Annotated in this window: 15 protein-coding genes; 8 read left to right on the forward strand and 7 right to left on the reverse strand. The window is 67.5% G+C overall.

What is annotated here, in order from left to right; all coding sequences use genetic code 11:
• Positions 1 to 123: 123 nt before the first annotated feature.
• Positions 124 to 561 (reverse strand): universal stress protein, encoded by a 438-nt coding sequence (locus AVAK2825_RS15185; RefSeq protein ID WP_272552433.1) that lies wholly within the window; start codon positions 559 to 561, stop codon positions 124 to 126.
• Positions 562 to 696: 135 nt separating this feature from the next.
• Positions 697 to 1,446, reverse strand: coding sequence for a 2OG-Fe dioxygenase family protein (locus AVAK2825_RS15190; RefSeq protein ID WP_284400315.1), 750 nt, complete (start codon positions 1,444 to 1,446; stop codon positions 697 to 699).
• A gap of 120 nt (positions 1,447 to 1,566) precedes the next feature.
• Here AVAK2825_RS15190 and AVAK2825_RS15195 point away from each other — a divergent pair, with 120 nt between their 5' ends.
• A complete protein-coding gene (locus AVAK2825_RS15195; protein ID WP_284400318.1) occupies positions 1,567 to 1,950 on the forward strand; it encodes a PilZ domain-containing protein in 384 nt (127 codons plus the stop codon).
• Between the two features lie 18 nt (positions 1,951 to 1,968).
• Here AVAK2825_RS15195 and AVAK2825_RS15200 read toward each other — a convergent pair whose 3' ends face one another.
• Entirely contained in the window at positions 1,969 to 3,672 is a 1,704-nt protein-coding gene (locus AVAK2825_RS15200) for a long-chain fatty acid--CoA ligase (protein WP_284400321.1), read from the reverse strand.
• A 351-nt stretch (positions 3,673 to 4,023) separates the two neighbouring features.
• Here AVAK2825_RS15200 and AVAK2825_RS15205 point away from each other — a divergent pair, with 351 nt between their 5' ends.
• Positions 4,024 to 5,031: a D-2-hydroxyacid dehydrogenase family protein gene (locus tag AVAK2825_RS15205; RefSeq protein WP_272563749.1), complete on the forward strand. Its 1,008-nt coding sequence runs from the start codon at positions 4,024 to 4,026 to the stop codon at positions 5,029 to 5,031.
• 133 nt (positions 5,032 to 5,164) lie between these two features.
• Here the strand turns inward: AVAK2825_RS15205 and AVAK2825_RS15210 are convergent, their stop codons facing one another.
• The 4 genes from AVAK2825_RS15210 to AVAK2825_RS15225 form a co-directional block, all read right to left on the reverse strand.
• Positions 5,165 to 6,295 (reverse strand): branched-chain amino acid ABC transporter substrate-binding protein, encoded by a 1,131-nt coding sequence (locus AVAK2825_RS15210; protein ID WP_272563750.1) that lies wholly within the window; start codon positions 6,293 to 6,295, stop codon positions 5,165 to 5,167.
• Between the two features lie 160 nt (positions 6,296 to 6,455).
• Entirely contained in the window at positions 6,456 to 6,980 is a 525-nt protein-coding gene (locus tag AVAK2825_RS15215) for a hypothetical protein (protein ID WP_284400325.1), read from the reverse strand.
• On the reverse strand, positions 6,980 to 7,414 hold the full coding sequence (locus tag AVAK2825_RS15220; RefSeq protein ID WP_284400327.1) for a DNA polymerase III subunit chi: 435 nt from the start codon (positions 7,412 to 7,414) through the stop codon (positions 6,980 to 6,982). Before AVAK2825_RS15220 ends, AVAK2825_RS15215 begins: the two co-directional genes overlap by 1 nt.
• Before the next feature lie 19 nt (positions 7,415 to 7,433).
• A complete protein-coding gene (locus AVAK2825_RS15225) occupies positions 7,434 to 8,945 on the reverse strand; it encodes a leucyl aminopeptidase (protein WP_284400330.1) in 1,512 nt (503 codons plus the stop codon).
• Positions 8,946 to 8,968: 23 nt separating this feature from the next.
• Here AVAK2825_RS15225 and lptF point away from each other — a divergent pair, with 23 nt between their 5' ends.
• The 6 genes from lptF to AVAK2825_RS15255 all read left to right on the forward strand — a co-directional run bounded on the left by lptF (position 8,969) and on the right by AVAK2825_RS15255 (position 14,740).
• Positions 8,969 to 10,063, forward strand: a complete 1,095-nt coding sequence (gene lptF, locus AVAK2825_RS15230; protein ID WP_272563754.1) for an LPS export ABC transporter permease LptF — start codon at positions 8,969 to 8,971, stop codon at positions 10,061 to 10,063.
• Complete coding sequence (gene lptG, locus AVAK2825_RS15235; RefSeq protein WP_272563755.1) at positions 10,060 to 11,163, forward strand: LPS export ABC transporter permease LptG; 1,104 nt, start codon at positions 10,060 to 10,062, stop codon at positions 11,161 to 11,163. The genes lptF and lptG overlap by 4 nt, the downstream gene beginning before the upstream one ends.
• A 17-nt stretch (positions 11,164 to 11,180) precedes the next feature.
• The gene (locus tag AVAK2825_RS15240; RefSeq protein WP_284400334.1) at positions 11,181 to 11,555 is read left to right on the forward strand and encodes a sirohydrochlorin chelatase; all 375 of its coding nucleotides are present in this window, start codon (positions 11,181 to 11,183) and stop codon (positions 11,553 to 11,555) included.
• Between the two features lie 127 nt (positions 11,556 to 11,682).
• Positions 11,683 to 12,624 carry a CysB family HTH-type transcriptional regulator gene (locus AVAK2825_RS15245; protein WP_092743937.1) on the forward strand — a complete coding sequence of 314 codons (942 nt, stop codon included), beginning with the start codon at positions 11,683 to 11,685 and terminating at the stop codon, positions 12,622 to 12,624.
• A gap of 88 nt (positions 12,625 to 12,712) precedes the next feature.
• Positions 12,713 to 13,885, forward strand: coding sequence for a pyridoxal phosphate-dependent aminotransferase (locus AVAK2825_RS15250; RefSeq protein ID WP_284400336.1), 1,173 nt, complete (start codon positions 12,713 to 12,715; stop codon positions 13,883 to 13,885).
• Positions 13,886 to 14,128: 243 nt separating this feature from the next.
• Entirely contained in the window at positions 14,129 to 14,740 is a 612-nt protein-coding gene (locus tag AVAK2825_RS15255; RefSeq protein WP_284400338.1) for a hypothetical protein, read from the forward strand.
• Positions 14,741 to 14,768: the final 28 nt, after the last annotated feature.

Here is a 14,768-nt window from a genome sequence, read left to right on the forward strand (position 1 = left end):
GGCACGGGGCCTTGTACGCTCCTGCTGCCTGCGGGCAACGCGCCCCATGCAAAACGGCTCCCGAGGGAGCCGTTTTGCTTTGAGGGCCGGGTCAACGCCGGCACCCATGGCATCGACTGGCGATCAGTCGCGCACCACCAGCACGGGCACGTGCACCGCGCCCAGCACGCGCTGCGTCACGCTGCCCAGCACCAGCTTTTCCAGGCCGCGGCGGCCATGCGAGCCCATCACGATCAGGTCGGCCTGGCTGGTCTCCAGAGCGCGCAGGATGCCGTCGTGCACCGCATGGCCCTCGCCCACCACCGCCGTCACCGGAACGCCGGCTTCCTGCATGGCCTTCTTGACGCCGTCCAGCGCCACGTTGGCCTCGGCCGTGGCAGCGCTCAGGTACTGCGACTGGCCATAGGCAAAGTCCGCGCCCACGCCCGTGAACGGGTACGGGTCCACCACGTACACGGCGGTCACGGCCGCACCGAACGCCTTGGCCAGGCCGGCGGCCTTGGACACGGCGGTCATGGAGGTGGGCGAGCCGTCCACGGGAATCAGGATGTGCTTGAACATGGTTACTTCTCCTTCGGTTGATGGATCAGGCAGGGCCTGGGCCGGGGGGATCGCCTGCGCGATCCGTGCCCGCCTCAGGCCCCAGTGTCGCGGCGGCCGGTTGGCCGGCCGTTGATCCGCATCAAGTCATGGGCCTCAAGCCGGCGCGTCCTGGAAGCCCCCGCGCCGGCAGGTCACGACCAGCGTGTCGCGGAACCCACCGTCGGCCATCGGCTGGATGGGCGTGGTCTCGTGGATCATGCGCGCATCGTCCAGCAGCATCAGCGACCAGGGCTCGCTGAGCGTGAAGCGCTGCCCGCTGGGCCCGGACGCTTCGAATATACGCGTCTCGCCGCCCTTGACCCGCTCGCGGCCGACGAGGAAAACCGCCACCAGGTCCACGCCGTCGCGGTGCGCGCCCTCCGGCGTGGGCCGGCCGATGCCGTCTGTGGTGTCGATGCGGAACTGGTGCGCCTCGACGAACCAGCGCTCGGGCTGCGCGGCCAGGGCCTGCTGCGACACGCGGGCCAGCGCGGCGATCAATTGCCGCCACGCCGGGCGCGCCACGGTGGTGTCCAGCATCGGCGCGAACATCCGCTGCATGCCGCCATGCAGCGCGTTGTATTCCACCGGCTGCCAGTGCGCGCGGTGGGGCACCGCCTGCACGCTGTCGCCATCGGCGACGAAGCTCGCGTGGCGGCGGCGGCGGTACCGCCCGCCGTCCTTCAGGAACTCATCGGGCGGCAGGCCGCTCCAGTCGGCGTGCAGCGCCTGGAGCTCGCCCAGCGGGCAACCGATCCACGCCGCGGTGTCGGCAGGCCGCAGCACGGCATAGCCGGCGCTGCGCAGATGGCTTGCCACTTGGTCCGGTGGCAGGTACGGAGGGGAGAAGGTGATGTGCGCCATAGGCGGCCAAGCTTAACCCGGCCTGCCCCTGGAACCTGCTGCAAAAGTGCCAGCCATCCGCTGGCGGCATCACAACCGTGCAGTAGCATGGCGGGGCCTTCGCCATTCCAGGAATCCGCCATGCCCCATGAACGCCGCCACTACGTCCGTGTGGCTTTCGATGCACCCGCGCTGCTCACCACCGGCCTGGGCACGTTCGACGTGCAGGTGCTGGACCTGTCGCTGCAAGGCGCGCTGCTCGCCCTGGGTGCGGAGCCCGCGGCCGCCCAACTGCCAGCCGGCGCGCCGTGCCAGTTAGTGATCGCCTTGTCGGCCGACAACGACCACATCGCCATGACCGGCGACATCGTGCACATCGAAGGCCCGCATGCCGGCCTGCAGTGCCGCACGATGGACCTGGACAGCGTGACCCACCTGCGCCGCGTGATCGAGCTGCAACTGGGCGACCCCGCCCTGCTGGAGCGGGACCTGGCGGAACTCATTGCCGCGCACGCGGCGCAGTGAGCGGCGCGGCGCTGCCCATCAGGCAGCGGCAGGGCTGGCCAGCTCGGCCTCCTGCAAGGCCCGCCACATGACCTTGCCGCTGCCGCTCTTGGGCAGCGCGTCCACCAGTTGCACCACGCGCGGCACCTTGTACACGGCCATGTGGTCGCGGCACCAGGCGATGACGTCCTCGCCGGTCACCTGCCCGCGGTGCTCCTGGCGCAGCACCACCACGGCCTTGACCGTTTCGCCGCGGTAGCTGTCGCGCGCGGCGATGATGCAGGCCTCCTGAATGGCCGGGTGGCGGAACATGAGCGCCTCCACCTCGGCCGGCCAGACCTTGAAGCCGCTGGCGTTGATCATCCGCTTGAGCCGGTCGGTCAGGAAGAAATACCCTTCGTCGTCCACCCGCCCCAGGTCGCCCGAGCGGAAGAACCGCTTGCCGTCCAGATCGATGAAGGCCGAGGCCGTGGGCCCGGGCAGCTTCCAGTAGCCGCTGAAAACGCCCGGGCCGTGGATCACGATCTCGCCCTGCTCGCCGGCGGGCAGCTCCTGCAGAGTGTCGGGGTCGATGATGCGGGCATCGGTGCTGATGAACGGAATGCCCAGGCACTGCTGCTTGGGATGGTCCGGCGGGTTGGTGTGCGACGGCGCGGCGGTCTCGGTGAGGCCGTAGCCCTCGGTGTAGCGCAGGCCGTACTGCTCGAACAACCGCTGCGCCACCGCCTGCGGCATGGCCGCCCCGCCGCCGCCGATGTACACCAGGCTGGACAGGTCGTACTGGCCGAAGCTCGGGCTGCCCATGAGGTCGATCACCATCGTGGGAATGTTGGTCCAGTTGCTCACGCGGTAGCGGGAGATGAGCCGGCCGGCCAGGTCCCGGTCCCAGCGCGGCATGAGCACCAGGGTGGCCCCCACGTAGATGCAGGAATGCATGACGCTGACCATGCCGGTGATGTGGAACATGGGCACGACGGCCAGCGTCACGCTCTCGGGCGTGGCCGTGCCCCACAGGCTGCTGGCCACGGCGTTGTGCATCAGGCTGCGGTGCGGGTGCATGCAGCCCTTGGGCAGGCCGGTGGTGCCGCTGGTGTAGGGCAGCACGGCCAGATCTTCGGGCCCGACCGTGAGATCCGGGGCGGGCGCCGTGCTGGCCAGCGCATCCGTCCAGGCATGCACCTGGCCGCCGGCCAGGGCCGGCAGCGGGTGGCGGGTGCAGAGCCAGTCGCGCCAGGCCGGCGGAATCGCGTCGGCGCCGGCCTCCTCGGGGGAGAACGCATCGGTGAACTGCGCCACCACCAGATGGGCCAGTCCGGTGCCCGGCGCCAGCGCATCGCTGGCCTGCACCAGCTCGGGGGCCAGGTCGGCCGTGGTGATGGCCAAGCGCGCGTCGGGGTCGGTGATGTAGTGGGTGAGTTCCTGCGCCCGGTTCATCGGGTTGACCGGCACGACGACCGCGTTGGCCCGCAGGATGGCGAAGTGCGCCAGCACCAGTTGCGGACAGTTCTGCATGCACAGCAACACCCGGTCGCCCTGACGCACGCCCAGGGCATGCAGGTGCGCGGCCATCCGTTCGGCGCCGTCGGCGAGCGCGCGGTAGGTCAGCGTGCGCCCGAAGAACACCAGCGCCGGCTTGTCCGGGTAGCGGCGGGCGCTGATCGCCAGGTTGTCCCAGAGGGAGGTGGCGGGCGGCGTGAGCGCGTGCGGCAGGCGTCGGGGCCAGAAGGCGTGGTGGGCAGGCATGGGCGATTCGGTTCCTTTCGCTTGCAGCCTAGTGACCTGCCCCGGGCCCGGCATCGGGGATGCCCCCTACGGCCGGTCGCGTGGGCGACCCGGTCTGCCCATGGCCCGCCGAGGTGCGGCAATGGTGCCAGGACGGAGACTTTTGTAACCGCGTGTCCCGCACCGGCGCTTTGAGCGGGCTTGCGCGGCGACGCGGCCGCGCGCATCAACGACAATGTGCGGCTGGGCCAAGCGCCCTGCCCCGCCGGCACCGCCCGGGCCCGGCAGGCCGCGCGGCACGATTCTTTCGATTTCTGCGGCAGGGTCCTCCCACAGGCCCTGCCCCGCAGCTTGCGGGTTTTTACGGACAACATGAACATTGTCATTCTCGACGACTACCAGGACGCAGTGCGCAAGCTGCATTGCGCCGCACGCCTGGACCCCTACAACGCCAAGGTGTACACCAACACCGTCAAGGGGCTGGGCCAGCTTTCGGTGCGCCTGAAGGACGCGGACATCATCGTGCTGGTGCGCGAACGCACCCACATCTCGCGCCAGCTGGTCGAAAAGCTGCCGCGCCTCAAACTCATCGCGCAGACCGGCAAGATCGGCCCGCACGTGGACGTGACGGCCTGCACCGAGCGCGGCATCGCGGTGGCCGAAGGCGTGGGATCGCCGGTGGCACCGGCTGAACTGACCTGGGCGCTCATCATGGCCGCGATGCGCCGCCTGCCCCAGTACATCTCCAACCTCAAGCATGGCGCCTGGCAGCAGTCGGGCCTGCGCGCAGCGTCGATGCCGCCCAACTTCGGCGTCGGCACCGTGCTGCGGGGCAAGACGCTGGGTCTTTGGGGCTATGGGCGCATCGGGCAGATCGTCGCCGGCTACGGCCGGGCCTTCGGCATGAACGTGCGGGTGTGGGGCCGCGAGGCCTCGCGCGCCCAGGCCCTGAGCGACGGGCTGCAGGTGGCGACCACGCGCGAGGAGTTCTTCGCCCAATGCGACGTGATCTCGCTGCACCTGCGCCTGAACGACGAGACGCGCGGAATCATCCGGCTGGAAGACCTGTCGTGCATGAAGCCCACCGCGCTGCTGGTGAACACCTCGCGCGCCGAACTGATCGAGGCCGATGCCCTGATCGCCGCCCTGAACCGCGGCCGTCCCGGCATGGCCGCCGTGGACGTGTTCGAGAGCGAGCCGATCCTGCAGGGCCATGCCCTGCTGCGGCTGGAGAACTGCATCTGCACGCCGCACATCGGCTACGTGGAGCAGGACAGCTATGAGCTGTACTTCGGGGCCGCGTTCGACAACGTCGTCAACTACATCCGGGGCACGCCCACCAACATCGTGAACCCGGGCGCGCTGCAGGTCCGGCGCTGAAGCGCCCATCCCCCGGCCACACCGGAATCGAGCGCGACCCGTTTCGGCCGCACCATGAAAAAAGGCCTCCGAACCGGAGGCCTTTTGCTTGGCGTGGACCACCGGTCTTTCAACCGGCGGTGCCGCTGCGCGCTCAGTTCAGAGGCGTCTTCTTGCCGTCCTTGTACACGTACAGGGTGATGGCGGGGTTCTTCAGTTCGCCATTGGGCTCGAAGGCGATGTTGGCCGTCACGCCCTTGTAGTTGGACTTTTGCAGTTCAGGGATGTAGACCTTGGGATCCCACGAGTTGGCACGCTTCATGGCATCGACCAGCAGCATGGTGGCGTCGTAGGTGTAGGGGCTGTACACCTGGAACTGGTTGGGGTACTTGGCGTCGTACTTGGCGCGCCATGCGGTGCCGCCAGGCATCTTGGCCAGCGAAGCGCCGCCTTCGGCGCAGACCACGTTGTTCAGCGTCTTGGCGCCGGCGGCCAGCTTGGCCACTTCAGCGGTACAGATGCCGTCGCCACCGAAGTACTTCACGTTGCCCATGCCCAGCTGTTCCATCTGGCGCAACATCGGGCCGGCTTGGGGGTCCATGCCGCCGTAGAACACCGCATCGGGGTTCTTGGACTTGATGGCCGTCAGGATGGCCATGAAGTCGGTGGCCTTGTCGGTCGTGAACTGCTCGTCCACCACCTTCATGCCCTTGGCCGCTGCCGTCTTCTTGAACACGTCGGCAACGCCTTGGCCGTAGGCCGTGCGGTCATCGACGATGGCCACGGTCTTGAGCTTCAGCGTGTCGGCCGCATAGAACGCCAGGCCAGCGCCCAGAGCGTTGTCGTTGGCGATGATGCGGAAGGTCGTCTTGTAGCCTGGCTTGGTCAGGTTGGGGTTGGTGGCGGCGCCGGTGACGTGCGGAATGCCGCAGTCGTTGTACACCTTGGAGGCAGGGATGGTCGTGCCGGAATTCAGATGGCCCACCACGCCAGCAACCTTCGCATCGCACAGCTTCTGTGCGGCGGCGGTGCCTTGCTTCGGATCTGCAGCGTCGTCTTCCGCCTGCAGTTCGAACTTGATCTTCTTGCCGCCAATCGTGACGCCTTGTGCATTCAGTTCTTCAACTGCCATGCGGGCGCCGTTTTCGTTGTCCTTGCCGTAGTGAGCTTGTGGGCCGGAGACCGGTCCCACGTGACCGATCTTGACCACCTGCTCTTGTGCAGAGGCCGCGCCGGCAAAAGCCGCGATAGCGGCAACCACGGTCAGTTTCAACTTCAGTTGCATATGAATCTCCATTAAGGGGTGAGCGCTGAGAAGTATTGTTGTGTCTCAACGCCGGAAACATATCGCAATTTATGGGCCAGATCACTAGGGAACACGATGACATGCGGCAGAAACCACAGGGGAATACCCTGTCACTGACCCAACGCACCTGCAGCAGAGGTCAAACGGGGGGCGTTCCGGCGTGCCCGGCCAACTCTTCGGCCACGGCTTCGTACACCGCATGGCGCACCACCGACTCCACCTCTTCGCGCAACCGGGGCACGATGGAGCGCGTCTGCTCCAGGACGACGGTGGCGATCGCCTCGCGCAGCCGCTGATCCAGCACCACGTCCACCCGCTGCATGACACGGTGGATCACCACCTCTTCGATGTCCTTGAGGCCTTCCGCCGACCGCCCGAAGTCCATGGGCGAAGGCACCGGGGCGCGGGGCGCTACCGGCGCAGCGGGCGGCACCACGGACCGCGCCATGGACGGCGCCACGACAGGGGACAGCACCGGCCGGGGCGGCAACCCGGCGACCACCGGGGGCTTCGGGAACGACGGCGAAACCGCAGGCGCTGCGGAGGCTGGAGAACCGGGCATCGCGGGGCCCGGCTGCCCCACGCCGGGTACGCCGTCCGAAAGCTGCACCACATCGGTGAGCGTGGGCACAAATCTGGGGGGCGCCTTGGGTGGGGAAGACATCACGCGCCTTTCAGTACGAGGTCGTGCCGCACGATCTGGTAGCCGCGCGACGCATAGTGGCGCCACCGGTCGCGCGCACCGCTGCGGTCGGCCTCGTCGTGCGCGCTCACCACTTCCACCAGCTTGCCGAACCGCTCGAAACCTGGCGGCACCGCACCGCCCAGGTTCAGCAGCACCTCATGGTGGGTCGCCAGGCGCAGGTCCTGCGCCAGCAGCACGGGCGAGGCCTCGCGCAGGTCTTCGCCGTCGCGCTCGTTGCAGTGGGCAACGAAATCCTGCGGGGCCATCGCCCAGAGCGCGCGATCCAGGCCGTCGAGCGCGGACTCCGGCCCCGTGATGACCAGCCGGGCATCGCTGCGCAGCACCTTGCGCGCGAAGCGGCAGGCATAGGCCAGCTTGTCCGGCGCATTGAAGTGGAAGGCGATTTCCGTCATGGCCAACCGGTCGGTGCGATCAGCGGGCCGCCACGCGCGGCGCGCGCGCGGCCTTGGCCGCCGGCTTGCGGGCAGGCGCCTTGGCGAGGGGTTGCGCGGCCGCATCAAGCAGGTATTGCACCAGCAGGCCGACCGGCCGGCCCGTGGCGCCCTTGGCGGCACCGCCCTTCCAGGCCGTGCCGGCGATGTCCAGGTGCGCCCAGGGCGTGTCGCCCACGAAACGCTGCAGGAACTTGGCTGCCGTGATGGCGCCGCCAGCCCGCCCCGCCACGTTCCCCATGTCGGCGAAGTTGCTCTTGAGCCCGTCGCCGTATTCGTCGTCCAGCGGCATGCGCCAGCAGGGGTCGAGCGCTGCATCGCCAGCCGTCTGGAGGCTTTGCGCGAGCGCGTCGTCGGTGGCGAACAGGCCGCTGCGCAGGCCGCCCAACGCGACCACGCAGGCGCCGGTCAGGGTGGCGATGTCCACCATCGCCGCCGGCTTGAAGCGCGCCGCGTAGGTGATGGCATCGCACAGCACCAGCCGGCCTTCGGCGTCGGTATTCAACACTTCGATGGTCTGGCCGCTCATGCTGGTGACCACGTCGCCGGGCTTGACCGCACGGCCATCGGGCATGTTCTCGCACGCGGGAATGAGGCCCACCACGTTGATGGAGGGCTTGAGCTCGGCCAGTGCGCGGAACACGCCCAGCACGCTGGCGGCGCCACCCATGTCGAACTTCATCTCGTCCATCTCGGCCGCGGGCTTGATCGAGATGCCGCCCGTGTCGAAGGTGATGCCCTTGCCGATCAGCACCGTGGGCGCCTGCCCGCGGGCGCCGCCGTCATAGCGCAGCTCGATGAAGCGCAGCGGCTCTTCCGAGCCGCGCGCCACCGCCAGGAAGGCACCCATGCCCAGCTTGGCGGCTTCTGCGGGACCCATGACCTTGCATTGGATGGACGGGAACTTGGCCAGGGCCTTCGCGGCGCCGGCCAGCAGCGTGGGCGTGGCATGGTTGGCCGGGCGGTTGGCCCATTCACGGGCGTATTCGATACCCGACACCAGGGCCGTGCCACGCGCGAACTCGGACTTGGCCGCAGCGACGTCCGCCACGCCGACCACCACGCGCGACAGAACGCGGGGCTCGGTCTTGGATTTGGTGGCGGTGTAGATGTAGGTGGCTTCGGCCAGCGCCTGCACGGCGGCGCAGACGGCCCCGCTGGCGGGTGGCGCGGCAAAGCACACCGCAGCGCGCTTGACCTGGGGGGATTTGAGCAAAGAGGCCGCAGCCAGGATGGCCTGGCGCGTGGCGCGCGCGGAGCCGTCGCCACCGCCCAGCAGCACCACGCGGCGTGCAGCCACGGCGGGCATCTGGTAAAGCTGCAGGCTCTTGCCGGCCTTGGTGTCGAAGTCGCCGTTCTTGAGGGCATGGGCGATCAGGCTGGGCAACGCACCGCCGGCGGGTTTTGCGCCGTCGGGCACCACGATGGCCAGCAGGTCGCATTTCTCGGCGGCGGCGCCGTCAAGGCTCAGGGTCTTCAGATCGAAGTTCATAATCGGTGTTTTCCTTCGAGCCAATGTTATTCGATTCATCCATTCGCAAGGAGCTGGCGCGCAGCTTCGGCGCGACCCTGGTGGTGCTGGTCACCGTGGTCATGACCATGATGCTGATCCGCACGCTCGGCCAGGCCTCGCGCGGCAGCGTCAATCCCTCCGACGTGATGCTCGTCATGGGCTTCACCGTGCTCGGGCAGTTGCCCACCATCCTGAGCCTGAGCCTGTTCGTGGCCGTGGTCGGAACGCTCTCGCGCATGTACCGCGACAGCGAGATGGTGATCTGGTTCGCCAGCGGCCGCGGGCTCATCAACCTGCTCACCCCGCTGCTGCGCTTTGCCTGGCCCGTGATGCTGGTCATCGCGACCCTGGCGCTGGTAATCTGGCCCTGGGCCAATCAGCAGATCCAGGCCCTCAAGGTGCAGTACGAACAGCGCGGGGACGTGGACCGCATCGCGCCCGGTGAATTCCAGGAGTCCGCCAATGGCAGCCGCGTGTTCTTCATCGACCGCGAAAGCCCGGACAACGAACAGGCCAGCAACGTTTTCATCGCCTCGACCGAGCGCGGCCGCGAGACCGTGACATCCGCCCGCAGCGCCCGGCTGGAGACGCGCAACGGCGAGCGCATGGTGCTGCTGAGCGACGGCCAGCGCCTGGAGACCACCGTGGACAAACCCGGGCTCAAGGTGAGCGAGTTCATCGAATACGGCACGCGCATCGGATCGGCACCGCCGGGCGCGCAGGATGAGCAGGCCGTCAAGACCATCTCCACCCCTGCCCTGCTGGCCTCGGCCGAGCCGGCCTTCCGCGCTGAACTGGGCTGGCGTTTCGGCCTGGCGGTGGCCGCCCTCAATTTCGTGGTGATGGGGCTAGCGCTCGCCAGCGTGAACCCCCGCGCCGGCCGCAGCAGCAGCCTGGTGCTGGCGCTGTTCGCCTTTGTCGTCTACTACAACCTCATGACCCTGGGACAAAGCTGGATCAGTTCCGGACGGCTCGGCGTGGTGCCGTTCATGCTGCTGCTGCACGGCGGCACGCTGGCCCTGGGCCTGGCGCTGCTGACGGCACGCCACCATCGCTGGTCGCCCAGCATGCTGTGGCGCCGCGGAGGCCGCGCATGAAAACCATCCGCCGCCTGATCTACCGCGAAGCCCTGTCGGCCGTGGCTTTCGTCACGCTGGGCTTTCTCGCGCTGTTCTTCTTCTTCGACATGGTCGATGAACTGCGCTGGGTGGGCCGCACGGGGCCGGACGGCTACCAGCTGTCCCATGCCATGCTGTTCGTCGCGCTCAGCATTCCCAGCCATCTCTACGAGCTGCTGCCGATCACGGTGCTGATCGGCACGATCTTCGTGATGGCGCGGCTGGCGCAAAGCTCGGAGTTCACCATCATGCGCACCAGCGGCCTGGGGCCCTGGCGCGCGCTGCGCACGCTGCTGGTGCTGGGCCTGGGGTTCGTCATGCTGACCTTCGCTGTCGGCGATTACATCGCCCCCATGACCGACCGCGCGGCGCAGCTGGTCAAGGCGCGGCACTTGGGGCAACTGACCACCGGCGCGACGGGCGCCTGGCTCAAGGAGCGTCAGGGCACCCATTCGATGGCGGTGAACGTGCGTGCGCTCAGCCCCGATGGCGGCATGCTCAACATCCGCGTGTTCGAGTTCGATGCGGATGGCCGGGTGGCCTCCACCCTGCAGGCCGCCAGCGGCACGGTCGGCAGCGACCAATGGGAGCTGAAACAGGTCAAGCGCAGCGTGTTCCATCGCAGCGGTGAGGCGGAGGCACGAGTCGAGCGCCTGCAGGAGGCCGAACTGCGCTGGCCCACGCGCATCAGCGCCGACATGGTGTCCGCGGCGCTGCTCAAGCCCGACCGCATGGCCACCATCGACCTGTTCCAGTACATCCGCCATCTGGAGGCCAACGGCCAGTCGGCGCAGCGCTATGAGATCGAGTTCTGGCGCAAGGTGTTCTACCCGCTCAGCTGCCTGGTGATGGTGGTGCTGTCGCTGCCCTTCGCCTACCTGCATTTCCGCTCCGGCGGCATCGCGGGCTACGTGTTCGGCGGGGTGATGGCTGGCATCAGCTTCTTCCTGCTGAACAACGTCTTCGGCTACGCGGGCAACCTGCAGAACTGGTCGCCCTGGCTCACTGCGGCGGCGCCGGGATTGATCTATTCGGTGCTTTCGCTGGCCGCCTTCGGCTGGCTGGTGCTGCGCCGGTGACCCAAGGAGCGCACGCGTTGACTGCTAATCCACCCCGAGGCGTCGTGCTGTTCGCCCATGGTTCGCGCGACCCGCTGTGGCGCGCCCCCATGGAGGCCGTCCAGGCCCACCTGCAGCAGCATCGCCCCGAACTGCGGGTGCGCTGCGCCTATCTCGAATTGACCACGCCCGACCTCGCGGAGGCCGTGCAGTCGCTGGTGGACGAAGGTGCCCGGCATGTGACGGTGGTGCCGATGTTCCTGGGCACGGGCAAGCACGCCCGCGAGGACCTTCCGCTCTTGGTACAGACCCTGCGCGCCACGCACCCCGACGTGCACTTCGAAGTCCAGGGCGCCATCGGTGAGGACCCGCGCATGACCGCATTGATGGCGGAGATCGCCGGCTCGGCCTGACGCGGACATCCAGGCGGGAAGGTAGCCTTCCGGACGCGACCCGGGCCCTTTCAAAAATTGGACAGCCGCTGTTTTGATCCTTAGACAGCTGCAGCATAATGATCGCCTTCTTTAGCAGCGATACGATATGAATCTGCACCAATTCCGCTTCGTTCAGGAAGCCGCGCGCCGCAACCTCAACCTGACCGAAGCCGCCAAGGCGCTGCACACCTCGCAGCCCGGCGTGTCCAAGGCCATCATCGAGCTGGAAGAGGAATTGGGCGTGGACATCTTCGCACGCCACGGCAAGCGGCTCAAGCGCATCACCGAGCCGGGCCAGCACGTGCTCAAGAGCATCGAGTTGATCATGCGCGAGGTCGGCAACCTCAAGCGCATCGGCGAGCAGTTCAGTGCGCAGGACAGCGGCACCCTCAGCATCGCCACCACCCACACGCAGGCGCGCTACGTGCTGCCCCTGCCCGTGGCCAAGCTGCGTGAAGCGTACCCCAAGGTGAACATCAGCCTGCACCAGGCCACGCCGCACGAGGTGGCGCGCATGGTGATCGACGAGGTGGCCGAGATCGGCATGGCCACGGAGTCGCTGGCCGACTATCCCGATCTGGTCACCCTGCCCTGCTATGAATGGCAGCATGTGCTGGTGATGCCCACCGCCCACCCGCTGGCGCAAAAGGAGCGCCTGGGCCTGGACGACATCGCGCACGAGGCCCTCATCACCTACCATCCGTCGTTCACCGGCCGGGGCAAGATCGACCAGGCGTTCGCCGCCCGCAAGCTGCAGCCGCGCATCGTGCTGGAGGCCATCGACTCCGACGTGATCAAGACCTACGTGCGCCTGGGCCTGGGCATCGGCATCGTGGCCGAGATGGCGATGCGCGACGACCCACTGGGCGACCTGGTGGTGCGGCCCGTGGGCCACCTCTTCGGCCAGAGCGTGGCGCGGGTGGCGTTCAAACGTGGCGCCTACCTGCGCAACTTCGTCTACAAGTTCGCCGAGTTGCTGAGCGACCGCCTGAACCGCGAACTCATCGCCCGGGCCATGACCGGCCACGTGAACGATTACGAACTCTGAACCCGCACCGCCCGCATACCGAGTGGCTTTCGCTCCGCATCGAACCCGCTCTTTTCCCAGACCGTCTTTCCAGCCAGCCCCTCGCGCCATGACTTCCACCGACATCGCACCGCGCACGCCCGCCTTTCCCAGCAAACTGCCCCAGGTGGGCACCACCATCTTCACGGTGATGTCGGCCCTGGCGGCCGAGCATGGCGCCGTGAACCTGGGCCAGGGCTTTCCGGACTTCCACTGCGACCCGTCACTGATCGATGCCGTGGACCGCGCCATGCGCGCCGGGCACAACCAGTACCCGCCCATGGCAGGCGTGCCTGCGCTGCGCGAAGCCGTGGCTGCCAAGATAGAAGCGCTCCATGCCCGCCGGTATGACGCCAATACGGAAATCACCATCACCGCTGGCGCCACGCAGGCGATCCTGACCGCCATCCTGGTGACGGTGCATGCGGGTGACGAGGTGATCGTGCTTGACCCCTGCTACGACAGCTACGCCCCCAACGTGGAACTGGCAGGTGGCACGGTGGTGCGGGTGCCGCTCACGCCGGGCAGTTTCCGGCCCGATTTCGGCAAGATCGCCGCGGCCATCACGCCGCGCACGCGCGCGCTCATCATCAACAGCCCGCACAACCCCAGCGCCACCATCTGGACGGCCGAGGACATGCGCACGCTGGAAGAACTGCTCGCTCCCACCGATGTGCTGCTCATCAGCGACGAGGTGTACGAGCACATGGTGTTCGACGGCGCGCAGCACGAGAGCGCGGCACGCTTTCCCGGCCTGGCAGCACGCGCGTTCATCGTGTCGAGCTTCGGCAAGACCTTCCACGTCACCGGCTGGAAGGTCGGCACCGTCGCGGCTCCGGTCGCGCTGACGGCGGAGTTTCGCAAAGTGCACCAGTTCAACGTGTTCACCGTGAACACGCCGATGCAGCACGGCTTGGCGGCCTATCTGCAGGACCCGGCGCCCTACCTGCAATTGCCCGCTTTCTACCAGGCCAAGCGCGACCTGTTCCGCCAGGGGCTGGAAGGCTCGCGCCTTCGGTTGCGGCCCAGCACGGGAAGCTACTTCCAGTGCGTGGACATCTCGGCGGTGAGCGATCTGAACGAGTCCGACTTCTGCCAATGGCTGACCCGCGAGGTGGGCGTGGCGGCGATCCCGCTGTCGGCTTTCTATGGCGACGGGTTCGACCAGCGCATGGTGCGGTTTTGCTTTGCGAAGCAGGACGACACGCTGCGCCAGGCACTGCAGCGGCTGCGCAAGCTCTGATCACAAAGGGCGATCATTCTGGTTGACCCGCCAACGCGTCGCGCAGCCAGTCGAGAAAAGCCGGCCCTGTGCGACAGGGCATCAGCAAAGGCGCCATGGGGCGCGATGGGACGCCGCGCCCAAGTGGGCTGATGGAAGCCGTCAGGTGTCCTTTGCAAATTCTGTGGACCTGCAGGCAACCAAAGACGGACCGTTGGGGCACTCACGCTGCGACACCTCTCAAGGCGCCCCGTGCGTCACGCCATGCTCCTCAAGAATGCGCTCGTCTTCGTTCACCTGCTCGCCATGGCCGTTGCCGTGGGAAAGATGCTGGAGTATGACTTCCGATTTCTTCGCTCCGTCCACCGCCCGATTTCAGCGCAGCAGTGGGAGAACCTGCTCCATACCAAGCGAACGATGACGGTGGCGTTGGGCGTGCTGTGGTTGACCGGGCTGGGCTTTCTCTACGTCGGCCAAGCACAGTACCCCGGGTATCTGGCCAACGAGAAACTCTGGATGAAGGTGCTCACCGTGTGCGTGTTGACGCTGAACGGAATGCTCATGCACCATTTCGCATTTCCGCACATGCAGCAGGGCACGGTCTTCCTGCAGTGGCCTCTGGGCCGGGTGCTGCTGCTGACCGGGTTTGCCACCGTGTCTTCAATCTCGTGGCTGTACGCCTCGTTTCTCGGCATCGCACGTTCATGGAACGACACCGTGGCGTTCGAACATGCGCTTGGCGTCTATGTGGCGCTGCTGCTCCTGGCAGCCGCTGGCACGGCAAGGCCCATGGCTTTTTTGCACCACCGCCACGCCAGGGGCATTCAGCCGGGTCCACTGCCATGCACCGGCCCCCGTGGCGGCTGCCCGCGTTGAGTGGCATGCGCCGTCCGTGAATGTCCTG

The sequence above is a fragment of the Acidovorax sp. SUPP2825 genome, assembly GCF_030158995.1.
Classification (GTDB): domain Bacteria; phylum Pseudomonadota; class Gammaproteobacteria; order Burkholderiales; family Burkholderiaceae_C; genus Paracidovorax.